The 19,108-nt window shown below is 67.7% G+C and carries 18 protein-coding genes; 11 read left to right on the top strand and 7 right to left on the bottom strand.

Translation table 11 applies throughout. The features are described from left to right. Nucleotides 1–45 precede the first annotated feature (45 nt). Nucleotides 46–396 carry a DUF4870 domain-containing protein gene (locus EAO78_RS04155; protein ID WP_122104604.1) on the top strand — a complete coding sequence of 117 codons (351 nt, stop codon included), beginning with the start codon at nucleotides 46–48 and terminating at the stop codon, nucleotides 394–396. A 30-nt stretch (nucleotides 397–426) separates the two neighbouring features. Here the strand turns inward: EAO78_RS04155 and EAO78_RS04150 are convergent, their stop codons facing one another. The 3 genes from EAO78_RS04150 to EAO78_RS04140 all read right to left on the bottom strand — a co-directional run bounded on the left by EAO78_RS04150 (nucleotide 427) and on the right by EAO78_RS04140 (nucleotide 3,734). Beyond that, on the bottom strand, nucleotides 427–1,599 hold the full coding sequence (locus EAO78_RS04150; protein ID WP_122104603.1) for an RNA-guided endonuclease InsQ/TnpB family protein: 1,173 nt from the start codon (nucleotides 1,597–1,599) through the stop codon (nucleotides 427–429). A gap of 2 nt (nucleotides 1,600–1,601) precedes the next feature. Continuing rightward, nucleotides 1,602–1,991: an IS200/IS605 family transposase gene (tnpA, locus tag EAO78_RS04145; protein ID WP_122104602.1), complete on the bottom strand. Its 390-nt coding sequence runs from the start codon at nucleotides 1,989–1,991 to the stop codon at nucleotides 1,602–1,604. A 225-nt stretch (nucleotides 1,992–2,216) separates the two neighbouring features. After that, nucleotides 2,217–3,734 (bottom strand): aldehyde dehydrogenase family protein, encoded by a 1,518-nt coding sequence (locus EAO78_RS04140; protein ID WP_122104601.1) that lies wholly within the window; start codon nucleotides 3,732–3,734, stop codon nucleotides 2,217–2,219. 89 nt (nucleotides 3,735–3,823) lie between these two features. Here EAO78_RS04140 and EAO78_RS04135 point away from each other — a divergent pair, with 89 nt between their 5' ends. The 3 genes from EAO78_RS04135 (at nucleotide 3,824) to EAO78_RS04125 (ending at nucleotide 7,337) form a co-directional block, all read left to right on the top strand. After that, on the top strand, nucleotides 3,824–4,561 hold the full coding sequence (locus EAO78_RS04135; protein ID WP_122104600.1) for a helix-turn-helix domain-containing protein: 738 nt from the start codon (nucleotides 3,824–3,826) through the stop codon (nucleotides 4,559–4,561). A 56-nt stretch (nucleotides 4,562–4,617) separates the two neighbouring features. Then, nucleotides 4,618–6,147: a phosphohexomutase domain-containing protein gene (locus EAO78_RS04130; RefSeq protein WP_122104599.1), complete on the top strand. Its 1,530-nt coding sequence runs from the start codon at nucleotides 4,618–4,620 to the stop codon at nucleotides 6,145–6,147. A gap of 98 nt (nucleotides 6,148–6,245) precedes the next feature. After that, complete coding sequence (locus EAO78_RS04125; protein ID WP_122104598.1) at nucleotides 6,246–7,337, top strand: BMP family lipoprotein; 1,092 nt, start codon at nucleotides 6,246–6,248, stop codon at nucleotides 7,335–7,337. A 93-nt stretch (nucleotides 7,338–7,430) separates the two neighbouring features. Here the strand turns inward: EAO78_RS04125 and EAO78_RS04120 are convergent, their stop codons facing one another. Further along, the gene (locus tag EAO78_RS04120; RefSeq protein ID WP_122104597.1) at nucleotides 7,431–8,597 is read right to left on the bottom strand and encodes an MFS transporter; all 1,167 of its coding nucleotides are present in this window, start codon (nucleotides 8,595–8,597) and stop codon (nucleotides 7,431–7,433) included. A gap of 108 nt (nucleotides 8,598–8,705) precedes the next feature. Here EAO78_RS04120 and EAO78_RS04115 point away from each other — a divergent pair, with 108 nt between their 5' ends. The 5 genes from EAO78_RS04115 (at nucleotide 8,706) to EAO78_RS04095 (ending at nucleotide 15,224) form a co-directional block, all read left to right on the top strand. Continuing rightward, nucleotides 8,706–10,355: an ABC transporter ATP-binding protein gene (locus EAO78_RS04115; RefSeq protein ID WP_122104596.1), complete on the top strand. Its 1,650-nt coding sequence runs from the start codon at nucleotides 8,706–8,708 to the stop codon at nucleotides 10,353–10,355. Further along, on the top strand, nucleotides 10,352–11,707 hold the full coding sequence (locus tag EAO78_RS04110) for an ABC transporter permease (protein WP_122104595.1): 1,356 nt from the start codon (nucleotides 10,352–10,354) through the stop codon (nucleotides 11,705–11,707). The genes EAO78_RS04115 and EAO78_RS04110 overlap by 4 nt, the downstream gene beginning before the upstream one ends. Next, entirely contained in the window at nucleotides 11,700–12,752 is a 1,053-nt protein-coding gene (locus tag EAO78_RS04105) for an ABC transporter permease (RefSeq protein WP_122104594.1), read from the top strand. Before EAO78_RS04110 ends, EAO78_RS04105 begins: the two co-directional genes overlap by 8 nt. Before the next feature lie 133 nt (nucleotides 12,753–12,885). Then, nucleotides 12,886–14,256, top strand: coding sequence for a geranylgeranyl reductase family protein (locus tag EAO78_RS04100; RefSeq protein WP_122104593.1), 1,371 nt, complete (start codon nucleotides 12,886–12,888; stop codon nucleotides 14,254–14,256). 65 nt (nucleotides 14,257–14,321) lie between these two features. Continuing rightward, the gene (locus EAO78_RS04095) at nucleotides 14,322–15,224 is read left to right on the top strand and encodes an aldo/keto reductase (RefSeq protein ID WP_122104592.1); all 903 of its coding nucleotides are present in this window, start codon (nucleotides 14,322–14,324) and stop codon (nucleotides 15,222–15,224) included. 64 nt (nucleotides 15,225–15,288) lie between these two features. Here the strand turns inward: EAO78_RS04095 and EAO78_RS04090 are convergent, their stop codons facing one another. The 3 genes from EAO78_RS04090 to EAO78_RS04080 all read right to left on the bottom strand — a co-directional run bounded on the left by EAO78_RS04090 (nucleotide 15,289) and on the right by EAO78_RS04080 (nucleotide 17,376). Next, nucleotides 15,289–15,567 (bottom strand): winged helix-turn-helix domain-containing protein, encoded by a 279-nt coding sequence (locus EAO78_RS04090; protein WP_122104591.1) that lies wholly within the window; start codon nucleotides 15,565–15,567, stop codon nucleotides 15,289–15,291. A gap of 94 nt (nucleotides 15,568–15,661) precedes the next feature. Beyond that, nucleotides 15,662–16,942, bottom strand: a complete 1,281-nt coding sequence (locus EAO78_RS04085; RefSeq protein WP_122104590.1) for an amidohydrolase — start codon at nucleotides 16,940–16,942, stop codon at nucleotides 15,662–15,664. 101 nt (nucleotides 16,943–17,043) lie between these two features. Then, nucleotides 17,044–17,376 carry an uS10/mL48 family ribosomal protein gene (locus EAO78_RS04080; protein ID WP_122104589.1) on the bottom strand — a complete coding sequence of 111 codons (333 nt, stop codon included), beginning with the start codon at nucleotides 17,374–17,376 and terminating at the stop codon, nucleotides 17,044–17,046. 181 nt (nucleotides 17,377–17,557) lie between these two features. On the opposite strand from EAO78_RS04080, the gene EAO78_RS04075 reads away from it, so the two are divergent. Beyond that, the gene (locus EAO78_RS04075; protein WP_122104588.1) at nucleotides 17,558–18,004 is read left to right on the top strand and encodes a bis(5'-nucleosyl)-tetraphosphatase; all 447 of its coding nucleotides are present in this window, start codon (nucleotides 17,558–17,560) and stop codon (nucleotides 18,002–18,004) included. Between the two features lie 69 nt (nucleotides 18,005–18,073). Beyond that, the gene (locus EAO78_RS04070; RefSeq protein ID WP_122104587.1) at nucleotides 18,074–19,102 is read left to right on the top strand and encodes a DUF5787 family protein; all 1,029 of its coding nucleotides are present in this window, start codon (nucleotides 18,074–18,076) and stop codon (nucleotides 19,100–19,102) included. The last annotated feature ends 6 nt before the right edge of the window (nucleotides 19,103–19,108 follow it).

Here is a 19,108-nt window from a genome sequence, read left to right as displayed (position 1 = left end):
GTATCGGCACAATACTTATGACCGTCGTTGGTGATCCCCGATCACATGTCAGCCGAATCTAACGACGACGAGTCCGGAACGGTCGAGGGCGACACGACGCTGGCGGCGCTGTCGCACGCGTCGGCGCTCGTCGCCTCGGTCCTCGGGCCGGTCCTGTTCTTGGTGCTCGCGGACGACGACGACCAGCTGGTGAAAGAGAACGCGAAGAACTCGTTGAACTTCCAGATCGTGATGTTCATCGCGTTCCTGGTCTCCGGGATCTTGACGATCGTGGTCATCGGACTCCTGTTGATCCCGATATTCGCGATCATCGACCTGGTATTGGTGCTCATCGCGACGGTCAAAGCCAACAACGGCGAAGTGTACGAGTACCCGTACACGCCGAGTATCATCTAGGTCGCACGACGAACGTGACTTCTCCCACGACTAAACTCGTGGGCTTCCCTCACTGAGGGTTAGGCCCACGTCTTCTGGGGAGTTCGCAGGTTCCATCTCACCGTTGGTTCCCTTGAGTACGACCTGCGTTCCGGGCTGAGTCACAACAGCCCCCACCGTCGATAGCGGACTCTGAATGTTCTTACCAACGGCTCGTTTGCCAATATTCGACGCACCATTCTTGTCAGCATTATCGTCTAACCCACAATCACAACACTCGACACGCCCCTGCACTTCCCGCGATGTGTTCTGCGACCCACACCGCCAGCACGTCATAGACGTGTCATACTCGTTTACAGGGAGACACTCTCGGCCGTCGAGATGGGATTTGTACGTGAGGATGTTCGCCATCTTCGCGTATGGCATCTTGTGGATCTTGTCGTTCACGTACCGGCCCTCATCGTTGTCGAAGCGCAATCCCGCCATATCACCGAACACGATGACGGCGTTGCGCTCCCGAGCACGGGCGACGAGTTCATTCGCCACCTGATGCAACTCGTGTTCGACCGTCCGCGACTCCTTGTCACCAAGACGCTCGATGACCTGCGCCCCTTGCCGTACCTTCGCCTTCCCGATGCTCTTCCGGAGTTGCTTGTAGTGTTCACGGACACGGCGGACTTCCGCACCGTGGAACTCCGTGTCCCGGTCGGAAAGGAATGTGCTCACGGCGATCCACTTCGCCCCCATATCGACGGCGAGAACATCATCGTATTCGTCTGCGACGGCCACAGACCGTTTGCAGACGAGATGAACATACCACTCACCATCCTGATGGACGAGCTCCGAGTCACTGATGTACTCGTCTTCAAGGAGGTGCGTGTCTTTTTCTGGGACGCGGACGGGAACCCAGATGCTGTCTCCTTGTTCTCGTTCGGGGTTGTAGACGGGGAGTTTGAACCACCACGACGAGAGCACTGTGTCCTCCTCGTGTTCGATCGTGATGCAATCGTTACGGAGGACGACCGGTTGTTTAGTGTCCTCTCGTGGATTCTTGTTCGACCGGACTTTCCCCGTCTGCTGGTTGGTGGCGGAGTAGAGGTTCGCATCGTCGTCACCATGTACGGCGTCTTGGAACGCGCTGTATTCACGTTCGACGAGCTGGGCTTTTCGCTCGGTGAGCGAGTGGAGTTTGACTCGTACCGTAGTGGTGACTTCTCGATGCATCGTTATTGCCCGGTCTGGGCTTCGATGTACTGTTCGATGGTCTGACTCGACACCTCTCCTGCCGAGGAGACAAAGTATGATCGTGTCCACAGCGATGGGAGGCCAAAGTCGAATTCGTTGCGGAGATTCCGCGAGGTGTAACCCTTGACTTGTTGGATGATTTTGTTCGGGGCAAGTTTCGGGTTGCCCGTGATGAACAGGTGTACGTAGTCAGGTTGGATTGCCAGTCGGAGAATGTCGAGATTGAGTTCGTCGGCTTTCTCTTCGATGAGTTGCTCAAGACGGTCGGTCACTTCACCCGTCAGTACTGGCTTGCGGTACTTTGGGCACCACACGAAGTGGTAGTGAAGGTTGTGAACCGACGTTCGCTCTCGACTATACCCCCGTGGCATACGACTTAGATAGAATTTAATCTATATTATGTGTTACAATTCTATCAACCCTCAGTCGGCTATCGAGGATTGTTTGTGTCGTGTATGGTCGGATTCATCCCACGACTGAAGTCGTGGGCTTTCTCCTCGATCTCGTGTAAATGTCAAAAGGCGAACGACTGGGGACGTGAAAGGACCGAACGGGTCCTGCGCGTTCCGACGGCCGAAAACGGGATTCCGTGCCGCTCAGTCGTCCGTCTTGATGTCCGCCGAGAGGCCCTGTGCCATCTCGATCTCCTTGGAGTTGTTCAGCGTCCAGGCGGTGCGGTCGGTGACGGCCTCGATCGCCTCGCGGGCGGAGGGGTAGCCGTTGCCGGACTTCTTCACGCCGCCGAACGGGAGCTGGACCTCCGCGCCGATACACGGCAGGTTCCCGTACGCCAAGCCGATCTCGGCCCGGTCGCGGTAGTAGTTGATCTGGCGGTAGTCCTCGGAGATGATCGCGCCGGCGAGCCCGTACTCGGTGTCGTTCTGGATCTCGACGGCCTCCTCGATGTCGCCGTCGTACTCCATGAGCGCGACGTGGGGCCCGAAGACCTCCTCGTGGGTACACGTCAGGTCGGCGTGGGCGTCCGCCTCGTAGACGAACGGGCCGACCCAGTAGCCGTCCTCGTGGCCGTCCGGGATCTCCTCGGCGTCGAGTTCGGTCCGATCGACGAGCACGTTCACGCCCTCCTCGCGGGCCTGCTCGTTGTTCCGGGTGACCTTCTCGTGGTGTTCCTCCTCGATGAGCGGCCCCATGAACGTGTTCTCGTCGAGCGGGTCGCCGACGGAGACGCTCTCGGCGACCTCGACGAAGCGCTCCTTGAACTCGTCGTACACGTCCGAGTGGACGATCAGTCGCTCGGAGGAGACGCAGCGCTGGCCGGTGGTCTTAAAGGATGACATGACTGCGGAGTGGACCGCGATATCGAGGTCGGCCTCCTCGGTGATCACGATGCCGTTCTTCCCGCCCATCTCACAGGCCGCGCGCTTGCCGGCGACGCCGCCGAGCTTGTCCTGGATCAGGTGGCCGACCTCGGCCGATCCCGTGAAGATCACGGTGTCGACGTCGTCGTTCTCGACGATCGCGTTCCCGGCGTCGCCGTAGCCCTGGACCATGTTGAAGACGCCGTCGGGGATGCCCGCGTCCTCGAACATCTCCGCGATGACCTGTGCACACCACGGGGTCTGCTCCGCGGGCTTGAACACGACCGTGTTCCCCTCGACCAGCGCGATGGCCATGTGCCAGTACGGGATGGCGACCGGGAAGTTCCACGGGGTGATACAGCCGGTGACGCCGCGGGGTTTCCGGCGCATGTAGGCGTCCTTCGCGGGGATCTCCGAGGGGACGATGTCGCCCTTGGGATGGCGTGCGTCGCCGGCGGCCCACTCGACCATGTGGGCGGCCTCGACCACGTCCGCTTTCCCCTCGCTTATCTCCTTGCCGCACTCCTTGGTGACGATCTCGCCGAGCTCGTCGGTCCGCTCGCGGAGCTCGTGGTAGACGTCCCAGAGGTACTCCGCGCGGTCGATCCGCGAGAGCTCGCGCCACTCCTCGAACGCCTCGTCCGCGGCCGCGACCGCGCGGTCGACGTCCGCCGGCGTTCCCTTCCGGAACTCGCCGAGCGTCTCCCCGGTCGCCGGGTTCTCGCTCTCGAAGGTCTCCGTTCCCTCGCCGTCGACCCACTCGCCGTCGATGTAGTGGTTGTAGGCGTCTGCCATGGAGGGTCGTTCGATCCGCGGGTCCCAAGTTCCCCACCCGACCATGGTCGGGAGATTCTTTACCGTACGCTGACCTAGAAGGAGCCATCATGGCTGCACTCGACGCGAACGACGCCGACGGGTGGTCGGGGACCCGGCTGACGCTCGACCTGTGGCACCCGAACTGCTGGGCGATCGAGGCGACGAGCCGGACCGACGGTGGCGTGCTCGCACACGCGATCTACAACTCCCCGAAGACGGACGGGGACGTGCCGAACACGGTGAACGGGCTCTTCACCGCGTTCGCGGACACGAACGAGGAGGTGGAGGCGCTGCTCGACGCGATCCGCGCCTCCGAGCACTCGGGAGACCTCCTGGAGCTCCAACAGCGGTTCGGTCGCGCTCGCGACGCCCCGGGCAACGTGGTCCGCGAGTTCTTCGTGGAGTACGACCCGACCGACATGATGTGTCCGACCCTGCTCGAGAACGGGTTCGTCCACAGCGCCCCGGTCCGTATCGAGGACGGACACGAGGAGTGGCAGGTGTGTTTCGTCGGCGAGCGTTCCGGGATCCGCGAGTCGCTCGACGCGGTCCGCGAGGCGACCGGGGCCGAGGTGAGCATCGAGTCGATGTCGGCGTCAGGAAACGGCCGGAAGAGCGCCCGCGAGCACCGCCTCGACACGCTCACGACGACACAGCGGGAGGTGTACGAACACGCCCGCGAACAGGGGTACTACGAGTGGCCGCGCGGGACCTCCACGCGCGAGCTCGCCGACGACTTGGACGTCTCGAAGACGACGATGCTCGAGCATCTCCGGAAGGCCGAAGCGAAGCTCCTCGACCCGTAGCGACTCCGGTAGCCCGGACCGACGGGTACTAACGACCGGCGGCCGATCGGACCGACATGGAACTGTTCGGAACCGCGGGGGTACGCGGCCGCGTCGAGGAGCGGGTGACGCCCGAACTCGCGCTCGCGGTCGGTCGCGCGGTGGCGGCGGAAGCACGGGAACGAGGGTCGCCTCCCGTCGACGGGAACGGCGATACGGCCGCCGAACCGTCCGACCCGCCGGAGGTCGTCCTCGCCCGCGACGGGCGGGTGAGCGGCCCGGCGATCGCGGCCGCGGCGGAGGCCGGCCTCACCTCCGGCGGCGCGAAGGTGCTCCGGGCCGGAACGCTCCCGACGCCGGCGCTGGCACACGCCTCACGGGGACGGTACGGGGTGATGCTCACCGCCTCGCACAACCCGCCGTCGGACAACGGGATCAAGCTCTTCCGTGACGGCGTCGAGTTCGACCGCGACCTGGAGCTGGCCGTCGAGGAGCGGGTCGCGGCCGAGGAGCCGCCCGCAGCGTGGGACGCGTGGACCGAAGCCGATCGGATCGACACCCTCGGGAGGTACCTCGGGGACGTCCGGGAGTACGCGGCGGGGTTCGAGGGCGACGGCGGCGTGTCCGGAGCCGACGGCGGGGAAGCCGAAGTCGACCTCGGTGGACTCCGTATCGCGGTCGACTGCGGCAACGGGATGTCCGCGCCGGCGACGCCGACCGTCCTCCGCGAGCTCGGCGCGACGGTCGTCACGCTCAACGGGAACGTCGACGGCCACTTCCCCGGCCGCGGGAGCAAGCCGACGCCGGAGACGCTGCGGGACCTCCGAGGGTTCGTGGCCGACGCCAACGAGGGCGTCGACGCGCCCGGCCGCGAGGGCGAGGGGTTCGCCTTCGGGATCGGCCACGACGGCGACGCCGACCGGATCGTCGTCGTCGACGCCGACGGCGAGGTCGTCCACGAGGACACCGTACTCGCGATCCTCGCCGAGCGATACGTCCGGCGGAGCGACGCGGCCGACCCCGTCGTAGTGACGACCCCGAACGCCTCCGGCCGGATCGACGAGCGCGTCCGCGCCGCGGGGGGTCGCGTCGAGCGCGTCCGGCTCGGCGCGCTCCACGAGGGGATCGCGGCGGTTCGGTCGGAGGCCGGTTCGGGAGACGAGGCCGACGGGACCGCCACCACCGACGCCGAGGTCGTCTTCGCCGCGGAGCCGTGGAAGCACGTCCACACCGCCTTCGGCGGCTGGATCGACGGGGTCTGCTCGGCGGCGGTGACGGCCCGATTGGTCGCGGCGGAGGGACTCGAATCGCTCCGAGAGCCGGTCACGGAGCGTCCGTACCGGAAGGTCAGCGTCGACTGCCCCGACGACCGGAAGGCGGAAACGATGGATCGCCTGAGCGACCGTCTCCCCGAGGCGTTTCCGGAGGCGACGGTGGACACGGACCACGGGGTCCGCCTGGAGTTCCCCGACGCGTCGTGGACGCTCGTCCGCCCTTCGGGGACGGAGCCGTACGTCAGGGTGTACGCCGAGAGCGACGACGTCGACGAGCTGGTCGCGGCGGTCGAATCGGTCGTCGAGTCGGCGGTCGTCGAGACCGGGACGTGAGACCGGGACGTGAGACCGGGAGACCGTCGCGATCCGGAGACCGCCGTGAGCCGGAGAGCGACGCGTTTATGCCCCGTTCGCCCGGGGATGTAGGTGATATGGCATCCGACATCGAACGGCGGCGGTTCCTGAAGGCGGCGAGCGCGGCCGGCCTCGTGGGACTCGCGGGCTGTAGCGGCGGACCGGGCGGCGACTCCGGGGGCGACGGCGGCTCCGACGACGTTCCGGCGACCGTGGGCATCGTCTACTCCGACGGCGGGCTCGGCGACAACTCGTTCAACGACGCGGCCCAGCAGGGGCTCATCCAGGCCGAAGAGGAGTTCGGCATCGCGTACGACGAGTCCCAGCCGGAGGGGACCGGCGAGTTCGGCGACTTCCAGCAGCGGTACGCGAGTTCGACCGACCCGGACTACGACCTGGTGTCGTGTATCGGGTTCAACCAGACGGACGCCCTCGCCGAGAACGCGCCGGAGTTCCCCGACCAGGACTTCATGCTCGTCGACTCCGTCGTCGAGGAGGACAACGTCGCGAGCTACGTCTTCCGCGAGCACGAGGGCTCGTTCCTGATGGGCGTACTCGCCGCGCGGTTGACGGAAACCGAGTTCTCCGCCGGGGCGGGCTCGACGGATCCCGACTCGACGAACGTCGGCTTCGTCGGCGGCGTCGACAGTCCCGTCATCCGGCGGTTCCAGGCCGGCTTCGAGGCCGGCGTCGACTACGCGTCCGACGACGTGGACGTCACCACGAGCTACGTCGGCAGCTACGCCGACCCCTCCGGTGGCCAGGAGGCGGCGCTCTCGATGTACCAGAGCGGTGCTGACATCGTCTACCACGCCTCGGGTGCGACCGGCGTCGGCGTGTTCCAGGCGGCCCAGGAGGAGGAGCGGTTCGCCTTCGGCGTCGACCTCGACCAGTCGATCACCGAGGCCGAGTTCTCCGACGTGATCCTCGCGTCGATGGTGAAACGCGTCGACACCGCCGTTTACGAGTCCGTCTCGAACGTGATCGATGGCGAACACCAGGGCGGCGAGTCGGTCGCGCTCGGCCTCGAGTCGAACGGCGTCGAGTGCGTCTACGGCGACGAGATCGGCGGCGAGGTCCCCGACGACATCGTGACCGCGGTCTCGGACGCCCGCGACGCGATCATCGCCGGCGACATCGACGTGCCGACCGAGACCGGCGACACCTAACGCGACCCCGAACCGCGGCGGTCCGACGACGCTCGACGGCGACTCCCGGACGTCGTGTGGCCGGCTCTCCGGCTACGGTCCCCGACGAGCCGGTCACACGACGTCGGCGACGACGAGGGACGCGAAGCCCGCGCCCGCCAGGGAGAGGACGCCGAGGAAGGACCAGGCGGCCGCGTAGCCGCTGGCGTCGACGAGGTATCCGAACGCCGGCGGCGCGAACAGCCCGCTCACGGTGACCGCCAGCTGTCCGGCGGCCGAGGCGGCACCCAGTTTCTCCTTCTCGACGAGCGTCGAGAGACACGAGTAGTAGAGGCCGGTCGAGGCGAGCACGAGCACGCCGATCCCGGCGAAGACGACGCCGGCGGCGAGGGCGGTCTCCGTCGCGGGGAGGACGAAGTAGAGGGCCCCGCCGCCGGCCGCCTGGACGGCGAGGATCCCGCCCGTTCGGACCCGTGCCGGTCCGGGGAGGACGTCCGCGAGCGTCCCGACGACGACTTTTCCGACGCTGCCCGCGACCTGCGTGGACGCCAGGACGGCCCCGGCGATCGCGACCGACGTGCCGACCGAGTCGCCGACGAAGAGGGTGACGTAGCCGGTCGTCGTGTAGAACGCGGCTCCCAGGCACACGCCCGAGAGCAACAGGACGAGGTACGTCCGGTTCGACGACAGCGCACGGAAGTCGGGAGACGTCGCCTCGCCCGGACTCGCGCGGCAGTACACCCCGAAGAAGGCGGCGGCGGTCACGAGCCCGACCGCCGCGGCGGCGAGGAACCCGAACTGCCAGAAGAGGGCTCCGGCGGTTCCCGTGACCAACAGCGCGCCGACCGCGCTCCCCACCGTCGGACCGACCTGTTTGATCCCGATCGCTCGGTGTTGCCTCCCGGGCTCGATCCGGTCGAAGATCGCCTTGTTCGTCCCCGGTGTCGCGCTTCCGTACATCGACCCGAGGAGGAAGGCGGCGATCAAGAGCAACGGATAGGTCGGGGCGATCGCGACCCCGAAGACGCCGACCGAGAGCCCGACGAGACCGACGGTGAGCGTTCGTTTCTCGCCGTACCGATCGGTCGCGATCCCGAACGGCAACAGCGAGACGGCGTAGCCGAGCGTCAACGCGGCGATCACGATCCCGACCTCCAGGCCCGTCAGGTCGAACGCGTTCCGAAAGAGCGGCGTCCCGGCGTACACCGTGTAGTAGCAGACGCTGGCGGCGACGTGCCAGACGGTTACGGCGGTCACGATCCGCCAGAACCGCGAGACCATGCGGTCGCCACGGATGCCGGGAGGATAACGGTACGTGTGGCGGCGACGAGCGATCGGTTCGACGACGAACCCGCGGTCTTTTTGCCACGCACACGGAGATACGGACGAATGAACCCGGCGGTCCACCTTGACGGTATCACGAAGCGGTTCCCCGGGGTCGTCGCCAACGACGACGTGGACCTCGAGATAGAGCGAGGCAGCGTCCACGCCCTGCTCGGCGAGAACGGGGCGGGCAAGACGACGCTGATGAACGTGCTGTACGGGCTCTACCGGCCGACCGAGGGGACGGTCGTCGTCGACGGCGAACCCCGATCGTTCGCGTCCCCGCGCGACGCGATCGACGCCGGGATCGGCATGATCCACCAGCACTTCATGCTCGTCGACCCCATGACGGTGTGGGAAAACGTCGTCCTGGGCAACGAGCCGCGGACGTGGGGCGGCCTCCGCGTCGACGAGGCGGCCGCCCGCGAGGCGGTGGTGGAGCTGAGCGAGCGCTACGGCTTCGACGTCGATCCCGACGCCCGGATCGCGGACGTCTCCGTGGGGGTCCAACAGCGCGTCGAGATCCTGAAGGCGCTGTACCGCGGCGCGGACGTCCTCATCATGGACGAGCCGACCGCGGTGCTCACGCCCCAGGAGGTGGAGGAGCTGTACGACGTCTTCGAGGAGCTGACGGACCAGGGGAAGACGATAATCTTCATCTCGCACAAGCTCGGCGAGGCGCTGTCTGCGGCCGACGAGATCACCGTCCTCCGGGACGGCGTCAAGGTCGGAACCGTCGCGTCGGCGGACGTGACCCGCGAGGAGCTCGCGGAGATGATGGTCGGTCGCGAGGTGCTGATGGAGCCGGCGACGACGCCCCGGGAGCCCGGCGAGCGCGTGCTCGAGGTGACCGACCTCCACGTCGATGACGACCGCGGCGTCGAGGCGGTCTCGGGGATAACCTTCGAGCTCCGCGGGGGCGAGGTGTTCGGGATCGCGGGCGTCGACGGCAACGGACAGTCACAGCTCGCCGAGGCGATCACGGGGATGCGGGAGCCGGCGTCCGGCTCAGTCGACTACCTCGGGGAACCGATGGCGGGCGTGAGCCGCCGGGGACACATCGACCGCGGGATGGCGTTCGTTCCGGAGGACCGCCACGAGCGCGGACTGGTGATGTCGTACGACCTCGTCCAGAACGGCATCCTCGGGAGCCAGCACGACCCGCCGTTCGCGTCGGGCGGGCGGATCGACTGGGAGGCGTCGACGGAACACGCCGAGTCGGTGATCGAGGCGTACGACGTGCGCCCGCCGAACCCCGACGCGGACGCGGAGGACTTCTCGGGAGGCAACCAGCAGAAGTTCATCGTCGGCCGCGAGTTCGAGCGCGACCCGGACCTCGTCGTCGCGACCCACCCGACCCGCGGCGTCGACATCGGCTCCACGGAGTTCCTCCACGACCGCCTGCTCGAACTGCGCGCGGAAGGGAAGGCGGTGCTCCTCATCTCCTCGAAACTCGACGAGGTCCAGGGGCTCTCGGACCGGCTCGCCGTGATCCACGAGGGCGAGTTCTCGGGCGTCGTCGATCCCGCGACGGTGACCGAGGAGGAGATCGGCCTGTTGATGGCCGGGGAGAGCCTCGCCGACGAGACCGTCTCGGGGGCGGCGATCCACGACGCGCTCGACGACGGTCTGGGCGGGAGCGGTGCCGACGGTGCGGACGACGTCGAGGCCGGGTCGGACCGTGAGACGGCCGCGGACGGCGAGGTGGACGCGTGAGCGGAGGTGACGGCGGCCGGCTCCCGTCGCCGGTCCGTCGGGTGATCGAGCCCTTCGTCGACCGCACCGTCGCCGAGCGAGTCCTCATCAGCATCGCCGCGATCCTGTTGTCGATCGGCGTCGGGTTCGCCATCGTGCTCGTCTCGGGACGGATCGCGCAGTGTAGCACCGCCGCCTGGACGATGCCCGTGACCGGGCTCGGGTTCTGTTACGACCCCATCGAGGTGTACGTCGTGTTGTTCAACGGCGCGCTCGGCTACCCGTTCGCGGTCGGCGAGCCGGGGATCTTCAACGCCGCGTGGACGCCGTTCAACCTCTCGTTCGGGCTCACGCTCTCGGAGACGACGCTCCTGATCTTCACCGGGCTCTCGGTGGCGGTGGCGTTCCGCGCCGGGCTCTTCAACATCGGGACGCAGGGACAGCTCGTCGTCGGCGCGCTCGCGACCGCGTTGACGGTGCTCGCCATCGCGCCGCTGCTCCCGGCCGGACCGATCGCCGGCGTCGTCGTCGTCGCCGTCGGCACCCTGGCCGGGGCGGTCGGCGGCGGCCTCTGGGGCGCGATACCCGGCGCGTTGAAGGCGTACGCCGACGCCAACGAGGTCATCACCACGATAATGCTCAACTTCGTCGCCGCGAACGTCGCGTACGTGCTGGTGTTGGAGGTGTTCCGTGCGGAGGGCTCGTCCGTCGTCGCGACCCGGTACGTCCCCGAACACGCGCAGTTCCGACCCTGGCTGTTCCCGAACTCCAGCGACTTCGCGCTGCTCGCGCTTCTCGTCGCCGTCGGCTTCATCGGCGGGCTCTACTACGTCGTCGAGCACACGCCGTTCGGCTACGACCTGCGCACGAGCGGAGTTCAGGCGGCCGCCGCGGAGTACGGCGGCGTGAACGCGAAGCTGACGACCGTGCGCGCGATGACGCTCTCGGGCGCGCTCGGGGGCGTCGGCGGCGCGGTGTGGGTGCTGATGTCGGAGGGACGGTGGATCGAGTCCGTTCCCGACCTCGGCTTCGACGGGATCACCGTCTCGATCCTAGCGGGAAACAACCCGCTCGGCGTGCTCCCGGCCGCGTTCCTGTTCGGTCTCCTGAAGGGCGGCGCCCTCGAGATCGGGTTCCGAACCGACGTGCCGACGGAGCTCGTCGGCGTGTTGCGCGGGCTGATCATCCTCTTCGTGGCCATGCCGGAGTTCTTCCGGATGGCCGGGCGGTACGCCGGGCTGGGGTCGGACGGACCGGGCGGACCGAAAACTTCCGGGACGGGGAGCGAGGACGGCGAGAGCGAGGCGAGCGGCGACGCAGCCGGAAGCGGAAGCGATGCAGCCGCGGTCGGCGGAGGTGAGGCCGATGCGTAACCCGCTCGCGGACGTTCCCGTTCCGCTCCTCGACGACCTCATCGACGACGAGTACGTGCGCTCGCTCGTCGTCGGCGTCGTCGGAACCCTCGGGCTTCTGGGGCTGTTCGGCCTGCTGTTCCCGGGATCGGTCGCCGGCGACCTCGCGGGCATCGTCTTCTCGACGAGTACGGCCGCGTCGACGGCGCGGCTCGCCGCGCCGATCGTCCTCGCCGGGCTCGGCGGGATATTCGCCGAGAAGAGCGGCGTGATCAACATCGGCCTGGAGGGGCTGTTGATCATCTCGGCGTTCGCCTCCGTCTACATCGCGTCCGTCGTCGGGATCGGGAACGCGGTTCTCGGGATCCCCGCCATCTGGATCGGGTTCATGGCGGGGATAGCCGCTTCGACGCTTCTCGCCGGGGTCTTCGGGGTCGTCTGTATCGAGTTCAAGGCGGACCAGATCATCGCCGGACTGGCGGTGTGGCTGATCGCCTTGGGGCTCGCGCCGTTCATGTCGACGGTCTTCTTCGGCGGCGTCAACACGCCGAACCTCGGCGCGAACGTCGGGTGGCGGTACTCCGCCGTCATGGTCGTCGTCGCGACGGTCGCGTCGTGGTGGGCGCTCAATCGCACGGCCTTCGGGAAACACCTCGAAGCGTCCGGCGAGAACCCGAAGGCGCTCGACACGGTCGGCGTCTCGGTCTCGCGGGTCCGGTACGCCGGGGTGTTGCTGTCGGGCGTGCTCTCCGGCGTGGGCGGGTCGGCGCTCGCGCTCTCGATCGGCCAGTTCGTCGGCTCCGGCGAGACGATGGTCCAGGGGAAGGGCTTCATCGCCATCGTGGCGTACCTGTTCGGCAACTACAACCCGCTCGGGACGCTGGGGGCCGGCGTGCTGTTCGCGGGGCTCGACGCGACCCAGATCCGGCTCCAGCAACTCGGCTACGCGGTCCCCGACACGCTGGTCCAGACGATCCCGTACGTGGTCGTGATCGTCGTCCTCGCGCTGGTCGGGCGAACTCGACTCCCCGCGGCCGCCGGCGACCACTACGAGACGGAGGAGTAGCCGTTCCGGCCGTTCCGGCCGTTCCGGCCGTTCCGTCGTCGCTGCTGATCCTCGCTTCGTGACGATTCCGTCGCCGTCGTCGCGACCGAAACGGGAACAAAGAGTTTTGCCGGCGGCGGGACACGACACGGTAATGAGCATCGACGAGTACGACGTCGTCGTGGCGGGCGCGGGTACCGCCGGCTGTTACGCCGCCACGACGATCGCGAACGAGGGGCTCGACGTCGCCGTCCTCGAGCGAAAGGACGAGGAGGAGGCGGGCCACATCGCCTGCGGCGACGCCCTGAAGGGAGCCGACGAGTTCCCGGAGGCGATCCCCAAAGAGCGGCTGGAGCCGGCGTTCACGAACACCGGCGTCGACCACGGACGGTTCGAGATCCCCAAGGAGGACACCGTCCTCGACATCCCGGTTCCCGGCGAGCTCGCCGTCATCGACCGCTGGGAGTACGGCCGGCGGATCATCGAGGCGACCGCCGACGCGGGCGTCGACTTCCACTACGACACCGTCGTCAACGACGTACGGCAGGCCGAGGACGGCCGCGTGACCGGGCTCGACGCGGCGCGTCGTGGCGACCGAGTGACCTACGAGGCCGACCTCGTGGTCGACGGGGCGGGCTCGCTCTCGCTGCTGCAGGACAAGGCCGACTTCGAGGGGACCACCTTCGACACGAACGTCCGGTACTCGCAGTTCTGTTCGGCCTATCGCGAGATCGTCGAGGTGCCGGAGCCCGTCGAGTGGGACGACGCGCTCGTGTTCAAGCCGACCGACCGCGCCGCGGGGTACCTCTGGTACTTCCCGCGGACGTCGACGGAGATCAACGCCGGGCTCGGCTTCCAGATGAACGAGGAGCCGATGAAGCTGGTCGAGGCGCTGAAACGCGACCTCCGGGACCGGCCGGAGTTCGAGGGCGCGGAGGTGCGCGACAAGCTCGGAGCCGCGCTGCCGACGCGGCGACCGTACGACTCGGCGGTCGCGCCCGGCTACATGGCCGTCGGCGACGCGGCCGGCCACGTGAACCCGACGACGGGCGGCGGGATCGCCGGCGCGGCCTACGCCGGGAAGTACGCCGGCGAGCAGGCGGTCAAGGCCGTCTCCGACGGCGACGTGAGCGAGGAGAACCTCTGGCGATACAACACGCGCGTGATGGACCACTTCGGCGGGCGATACGCCGGGCTCGACGTGTACAACGTTCTCTCGACCGCGGTCGACGTCGACGACCTGATGGGGCTTCTCGCGTCGTTGCCGGGCGAGAAGCTCGCGGAGGCGCTGTACGAGGGGTCGACGTCGATGTCGTTCGGCCTGAAGCTGAAGGCCGCGGTCAAGAGCTTCGGCTACTGGGGGACCATCCGGAACTTCTATCAGACGAAGTCGCTGGCGGACGAGCTGCTCTCCCACTACGAGTCGTATCCGACGAGCCCCGCCGCGATGGCCAACTGGACCCGCGAGCGCGACGCGATCATGGACCGGATCTACGAGACGACCGGCGCGGAGCCGAAGTACTGAGGAGGCTGTCCTCGCCGGTCTGGACCGTGGCTGGGGATTAAGGCGGAACGCGCCACTGGTACCGTATGGAGACCCGTCCACTCGGCGACACCGGCCACGAGAGCAGCGTCCTGACGTACGGCACCATCGCGTTGAATTACGTCGAACAGGAGCGGGCCGACGCGATGGTCGAGGAGGCCGTCGACGCCGGCGTCAACCACTTCGACGTCGCCCCGACCTACGGCGACGCCGAGGTGAAACTCGCCCCCAAGTTGAACGAACACCGGGACGAGGTCTTCCTCGGCTGTAAAACACAGGAACGGACCTACTACGGCGCCTGGGGGGAACTCCACAGGTCGCTCGACCGGTTGGGCGTCGACGAGATCGACCTCTACCAGTTCCACGCGGTCACCCGATACGACGAACTCGACGCCATCACGGGCGACTATTCACCGGAGATGGCACAGGGGGACCACGATCCGGGTGCGTTACGGGCGTTCGTCGAGGCGAAAGAGGAGGGCCTCATCGACCACATCGGGCTGACCAGCCACGGCGATCCGAGCCTCATCCGTACCGCGATAAAGCGCATCGACGAACTGGAAACCGTGATGTTCCCGTTCAACTACACGCTGGCAGCGAAGGACGGGCCGGAGTACGACTACGGGTCCGTCCTCGACCTCGCCGAGGAGGAGGGGCTCGGGACGTTGTGTATCAAGGGCTTCGCGAAGCAGCCGTGGCCCGAGGACCTGCCGGCCGAAGAGCGGCCCTACGACACGTGGTACGAGCCCTACGACACGGCGACCGAACTCGAAGAATGTCTTCGGTTCGCCCTGTCACACGGCATGACCTCCATTCCGAGCGCGGGCGACCCCGAACTCCTGCCCGCGATCTTGGAGGCGGCACGGAACTACGAACCGATGACCGAGGAGGAACGGGCCGAACTGCGCGAGCGCGCGGGAGACAACGATTCCCCCGTGCCCGCGCCGTAGTCCGGTCTCCGGTCCTCCTGATTCGTATCCGAGTCCCGCTCCGTCCCGTGCGCTGCCCGCCGGGTCACGCCGGGGAGGCGTCCGCGATCTCCTCGACGACCTCCCAGTGGTTTCTGGTCCCCTCGGTCGGGTAGTACACCGTTCCGTACCCGTCTCCGGTGCGCTCGATCACGTCGTGGTCGCGCAACACGTCGAGATGGTGACGGACCGTCGTGTAGTCCAGATCGAGCCGCTCGGCAAGCTGATTGGCGTTTCGCGGACGCTCGTCTATCGCCCGCAGGATTCGGACCCGATTCGGGCCGCCTCGGGTCCCGGTGAGGACGTAACAGAGGACGGCCTCCATGCCCCAGATCACGGGCTGCGGCCGCCTAAACCTACCGTCGGGCGAAGTCCCTGCCGGCGCGCTCGGCAGGCCGAAGTCGGCGCGCTCGCCCGCTTCAGGGTCGCGTCTCGGCGACCTTCCGGATCGCCGCCGAGAGCACGTCGATCCCGATCCCGATGTCGCTCTCGACGACGTCGAACGTCGAGGTGTGGTGGCCGCCGGGGTGGTCGGTGCCGACGCCGACGTAGCAGGCGAGCCCGCCGCGCTCCTGGACGCGGTCCATCATGAAGGTCGCGTCCTCGCTCCCGCCGAGGTCCGCGCTCTCGACGACGCCCGTCACGCCGCCGACGTCGCGGGCGACCTCGCCGATGACGTCCGAGAGGGCGCCGTCGCTCGTCGCGCTCGGCGCGCCGCCCATCGTGGCCACGTCGACCGAGCAGTCGTGCATCTCCGCCGCCGAGTGGAGGATCCGCTCCGCGTGGTCGAACATGTAGTCCGCGAGTTCCGTGCTCTCGCCGCGGACCTCGCCCTCGATGTGGGACTCCTCGGGAATGATGTTCGTCGCCGTCCCGCCGCCGACGAGCCCGGCGTTTACCCGGGTCGCGCCGTCGGCGTGCCGCGGGATCGAGTAGAGGTTCTGTATCGCCGCCGCCATCGCCTGAACCGTGTTCCGACCCTTCTCGGGGCGCGCGCCCGCGTGGGACGGCTCGCCCTCGAACTCCGCGAGGAAGTGTCTCACCGCGAGGAAGCCGTCGATCCCGCTCACGACCTCGCCCGACGGATGGTCGAGCCCGATGTGGACCGCATAGAAGTAGTCGACGTCGTCGAGGAGACCGGATTCGGCCATCGGCTTCCCACCCACGATCTTCTCCTCGCCGGGCTGGAAGAACACCTTGAGCGTGCCCGAGAAGTCGGAGTCGAGGACCGCGTCGAGCACGCCGAGGCCGATGGTCGCGTGCGAGTCGTGTCCGCAGGCGTGCATGTACCCCTCGTTCTCCGAGCGGAAGCCCTCCGCGACCGGCGCGTGGTCGTCGTCGTCCGACTCGAGGATCGGCAATCCGTCGATGTCGACTCTGAGACCGACGACCGGGCCGTCGCCACGCTCCGCGACCGCGACGCAGCCGGTGTATCCTCCCTCGAGTCGTGCGAGGATATCGGGGTCCGCGCCGGCCTCGCGGGCGCGGTCGGTCCACTTCGCGAGCTCCTCGTCGTCGGGGACGTTCCGTCGGGACTCCTCCTCGAGCGCGTCGGGCCCGACGTGAAGCGCGTCGAGGTCGCGCTCGCGGAGTGCCTCGACGATCCGGGCAGTGGTGTAGAACTCACACCACGCGGGCTCGGGGTGTCGATGGAGGTCGCGTCGGAACTCGCTGTACTCGTCGTCGGTTTGGACGCTCATGCGTTCCGATGACTGCCGGACATATTAAAAGGTCGAGTGGCGGTCGGCGTCGCCCCCTTCGGCGGAAGGAGAGGTCGAGTTCCGGGCGCAACGACGGCGGTTCAATCGCGGCGGTGCCCGAGCGGCTTCTTCCGGTCGACCTCGACCTCGACGTGGATCGAGTCCGGGAAGTCGCGGCCGACGACGTCGCGGGCGACGTCGTCCGCGCCGTGGATCTCCATCGACCGCGTGTACACGTCGTACCGCCACGGCGAGAACTCGTCGCCGGCACGGAGGCGTTTGTACTGGGGAACGCTGACGGTCTCGGGCGGGGAGGCGTGCGGGCCCTTACACTCCGCGCCCTTCCGTTCGAGGGTGTCTTTGAGGTCCTGGACGGTCTCGGCGAGCACGTCGCGGTCGCCGGAGGCGAAGGAGAGTTTCGTGACGAAGGTCATGGCTGGGGGTCGTGGGTGAATGGTTCCCCGAGGCGTAAAAACACATCTACTGGACGACGGCGCTCACGTCATCGAGCGAGGGTTTCGACGGAACCGTGCAGATCGGTCGAGAACGCTCGAAAGGAGCTCGGAACCGGCAATTCCGACACCCTCTTTACTGGTGGTTGCTTACCTGAGGCTAATGACGGTCGAAGCGACCAGTTCCGGAGCCATCCTCTTCCGCGATACCCGCGGCGAACGGGAGTACTTGCTCCTGAAGAGCCGACCGGGGGACTGGGAGTTCCCCAAAGGCGGGATCGAAGGCGACGAGGAGCTCCAGCAGACGGCAATACGGGAGGTGTCCGAGGAGGCGGGGATCGACGATTTCCGCCTCATCGACGGCTTCCGTCGGGAGTACGACTACGTGTTCGAGGCTGGAGGGAAGACGATCCACAAGACGGTCCATCTGTTCATCGCCCGCTCGTTCGAGGCGAGCGCGGAGCTCTCGAAGGAGCACCGCGACCTCCAGTGGCGCGATTACGACCAGGCGATCAACACGATCACCCAGGACGGCCCGCGGGAGATCCTCGAGGAGGCCCACGAGTACCTCGACGAACTCCAGAAGGAGGCCGACGACGGCTACGTCTGAGGCGACGGTGACGGTGGCATCGACCCGCCCCGGACGAACGCGTCGTCCACGGCGGCGACGCCGACGCCCGTGATCCCGGACTCCGAGTTCGGCTACGAGCTGCTCGTCTGTCGGTACGCCGAGCTGGCGTGGTATCCGGGAGCGGACCCCCGAGCGGAGATAGTCTCCCGACAGCTCGGAACGCAGCGGCGGCGCTGGGACACCGTCGTGATAGAGGTCGACCCGGAGGCGTTCGCCGCGCGACGGGCCTTCGGCGATCGGAGTCTCGACTCGGACCTCCTCCACGTCGTCCGGGACGCGCCGGAGGGCTGGGAGTGGTACCGCGACGCGCTCCCCGACCCGGGGTATCCGTGGCGCTACGTCAGGCAGGCGGTCCACCGGGCCGCGGGACGGGACCTGATAGAGAAACGGCGACGGGGCAATCGAATCGAGATCCGTCGGATCGGACCGTATCCGGACTGGGTCGAACGGATCGTCGCCATCGAGAACAAACCCGATCTCGACCGGTCGGCGGCGGACGCGCTCGCCGACCAGCTCGCCCACGACGTCGAGACCGCCCTCGCGGACGAGGTGTGGCTCGCGACGGAGGCGACCGGCGACCGGGTCGAGCCCGCACTGCTCCGGTCGATGCCGGTCGAGGCGGGCATCCTGACCACGGGATTCGCCGTCGAGGAAACTCGGACGGACGGGTTCGCCGTCGACGAGACCGCCGCGGCCGTTGACTGGCTGCCGAGCGACCTCGCACCGGGCGATCCTGGAGGTCGCGACCCGGAGACGGTCACCCGCCGGCTGGAGATAGCGGAGCGGGCCTACGGCAAGGGGTGGCGCTCCTATCACGACACGATGCGCCCGGACTGCCGGCACTTCGAACTCCGGCGTGCCGGGCGGGCGCTCGTTCCCCACTGTGCGGCGAAAGGTCGATGCCCCACCGTCCGGGAGTGTTCGGGCTCGTGTCCCGAGTTCTCGCCGGAGCCTCCCGCGTGGCGAACGAGGGGCTGGCCGATAGAGGGCGGTCCGGGAAAGGGAATACGGGAGCTGTTGGAGCGGCGTCGCGGACGCGTCCGCGACCGCGTGGCGTCCGATCGGGACGGGTTCTGACCCGTG

The sequence above is a fragment of the Halobellus captivus genome, from assembly GCF_003697845.1.
Lineage (GTDB): Archaea > Halobacteriota > Halobacteria > Halobacteriales > Haloferacaceae > Halorubrum > Halorubrum glutamatedens.
The sequence above is the reverse complement of the archived record's forward strand: the minus strand, read 5'-3'. Positions and strand labels throughout refer to the sequence as shown.